The organism is Methylicorpusculum sp. (assembly GCF_030651835.1).
Taxonomy (GTDB): Bacteria; Pseudomonadota; Gammaproteobacteria; order Methylococcales; family Methylomonadaceae; genus Methylicorpusculum.
This window is the reverse complement of sequence record NZ_JAUSBX010000124.1, coordinates 1-2,433: the sequence shown is the minus strand read 5'-3', so window position 1 is coordinate 2,433 and position 2,433 is coordinate 1. Positions and strand designations below refer to the sequence as shown.

The following is a 2,433-nucleotide window of genomic DNA, read 5'->3' as shown; positions in this document are numbered from 1 at the left end:
AGAAAACGCGAGTCCTGGTAAGCATGGTTTTTGATAAACTCCAGAATCAGCGCATAGCTTTGTTCTTGATGACGATAAATGGAGAACAGCAACCGGTCGCGTTGATTGAGCCTGGCTCGGTACAAATTATCGCCGACTTTTTTAACCTCCGCCGATTTGAAGTCATCGTCTTCCAAGTAGCTTTGCAGTTTGGCGAAGCCGGGAATAGCTTTGGGATTGAGTTCGTTGTAGACAAGGACTTTCATGAAACGTTTATCGGATAACGGGTACGCTGAGGAAGGGTATAAAAAATAATTTCTTATGAATGCTGATTATACCGGCTTTCACCCAGCCCCTCCTATCCTGGAGATGAGACTTCCTCTGCAAACATTCAATTAACCATTGAACCCTGTATTGTTATCATTATCTTCTACAATATTCTCGATATCAACCGCCTGATTCCAGCTTCTCCCATTACTAATGTTACTTTTCAAGTGTTTCAAAGCTAAGATTGGCTTTTACGCCGGAGGTACATGATTTAGTCATCCTAGTCGCGATGTTTTTTGCCTGTATCGGTGTTCTCATCGCCTATGCACAAGGGTTCAATATCGGACTGACTATGACCGACGACTGCTGGTTGAGGCGGTCAGCTCACGGCCAAAACCGGTCAGCCGGGGTAACTTTCCAATTTCAATAGTTAAGGTATCTTTTGACTCAGTTGAATGTCCGGTATTGGGCGTGTAAATTGATATTATAACTGCGTCACAACTACCAAAACAGGCTACTGATGATTCGAATTTGGCTGGCAGCTTTAGAATGCATATCAGCCCTTGAGTTTTGTTAAAAATGCTTGATTGCAAGACCTAGCACCTTCTATTGCTTTTCTAAGTCGGTGTCAGCCATTTCAGCCGGAGCACGCATAGTGCATTGGTTAACTTGGCTAAATTAACAAAATGGATGCCATTCTTTTGCAGGCTGGGGTTGTTGTAGTTTCAATACTTGACTTGACCTGCTCGGCAGCATCATTACCGATAGGAAACTATGTTATTTTCAGTATAAAACACGGCAAATAACATAGTTTGAGGTCAAAATTAGACAAATAAAATCTTGATTAGATAAATCAAGCCTTTTGACAAGCCTTTAAAAGTGGCGCATTTATTGCTTTATTTTTAAGAGCCTTCCCGATCTACGACAAGGTCTTTGAATTTTTATTCCTATTTTTGGGACTTTACTGATCAAACATACCTTTTAGTGATTGGCAGCAAAGGAACAAGAAATAACAGCAATGGAACAATCTTAATGAAACATTCTTTTACACAGTGTGTGCTACTCGCATCACTTGCTTTATCGACCAATGCAAATGCTATTTCACTGAGTGCCTTAACAGGCGGAACCTTTACCTTTAACCTGGACAGTGCCGCCCTAGGAAACTATGTGGGTGGCAGTACTTTGGGGACTAACAACTACTACCTATCTTCATTTTCCAATACCGCAGCTTCCGATCCCACGGTAGTCACAGCTGCTGCTTTCTCTTCTACTATCGGAGCAACTCCAATTTCAGCGACTAATTTGGTACATGACCTTACCCCAATCGGTACTAATCCAGTCGGTCAGCTCTCCGGTCGGCATGTTCAAGCAACCACTGCAGGCTTTAGTATAGATTCAAGCACACTGGCTGGCGTTGCCGGTGAAAAGCTGGGTATGACCGGTATGCAAGGTTTTTATATTCCGAACTTCAACGGCAACCCCAGCAAAATGTATACTGGCGATTTTTCGCTTCAGTTTGACTCTACCCGAACCAGCAATGGCACATCAGGGTGGTACCTGAATAATAATTCTGCTTTCACCCTAGCCGCCTACGATTTAGCCAATTTAAAGGTAATCGTTACCGATGCGAATAACTGGCTATTGACTGGCGACCTGTTGGTGGCCCCAAGCTTAGCTAACATGCTTGCAGGGCCAGCTTATACTGATGTTGGGGGTTTTCAGTTAGGAGTTGGTTCGTATGGGGTATCCTCCGTCCCAGTACCCAGCGCAGTTTGGCTGTTTGGTAGCGGTCTGTTGAGCCTGCTTGGGGTTGTGCGTAGAAAGTCCGTGGTTGCTGCGGCATAATATCAGTTAGACAGAATGGCCTGGAGTCTAAGCTTGTGCCAGCTCCAGGGACCATTCTTGTAAGTGTCGTCTTTATCTTCTTCGAAAACCGACGCCTTTAGCTATCGATTGGGTATTCGGCAATCAAGCGCACAGCTCAATTCCAACCCCATCCTTTTAACCGCAATACAATCGCAACAGATCACGTTATTAACGAGCGTTAATCCTAAAAAGAGCGGTTGAATCCACTAAGCAGGCGCTGACAGGCATTCCGGCGACTGCAATTGACGCCCCTTGAGATACTTAACCAGCGCTAAACTCAAGATTCGGTACCAGCGCTGGATCGCTGTCAACTGCTCCGCA

At 44.6% G+C, this 2,433-nt stretch carries 2 protein-coding genes; one reads left to right on the top strand and one right to left on the bottom strand.

Annotation, left to right across the window (positions count from 1 at the left end; all coding sequences use genetic code 11):
- On the bottom strand, positions 1-245 hold a 245-nt coding region (locus Q7V32_RS15890), incomplete at its 3' end, for a hypothetical protein (protein WP_304897957.1).
- A 934-nt stretch (positions 246-1,179) separates the two neighbouring features.
- Between Q7V32_RS15890 and Q7V32_RS15885 the strand changes: the two genes are divergently transcribed.
- A complete protein-coding gene (locus tag Q7V32_RS15885; protein ID WP_304897956.1) occupies positions 1,180-2,091 on the top strand; it encodes a hypothetical protein in 912 nt (303 codons plus the stop codon).
- Positions 2,092-2,433 lie beyond the last annotated feature (342 nt).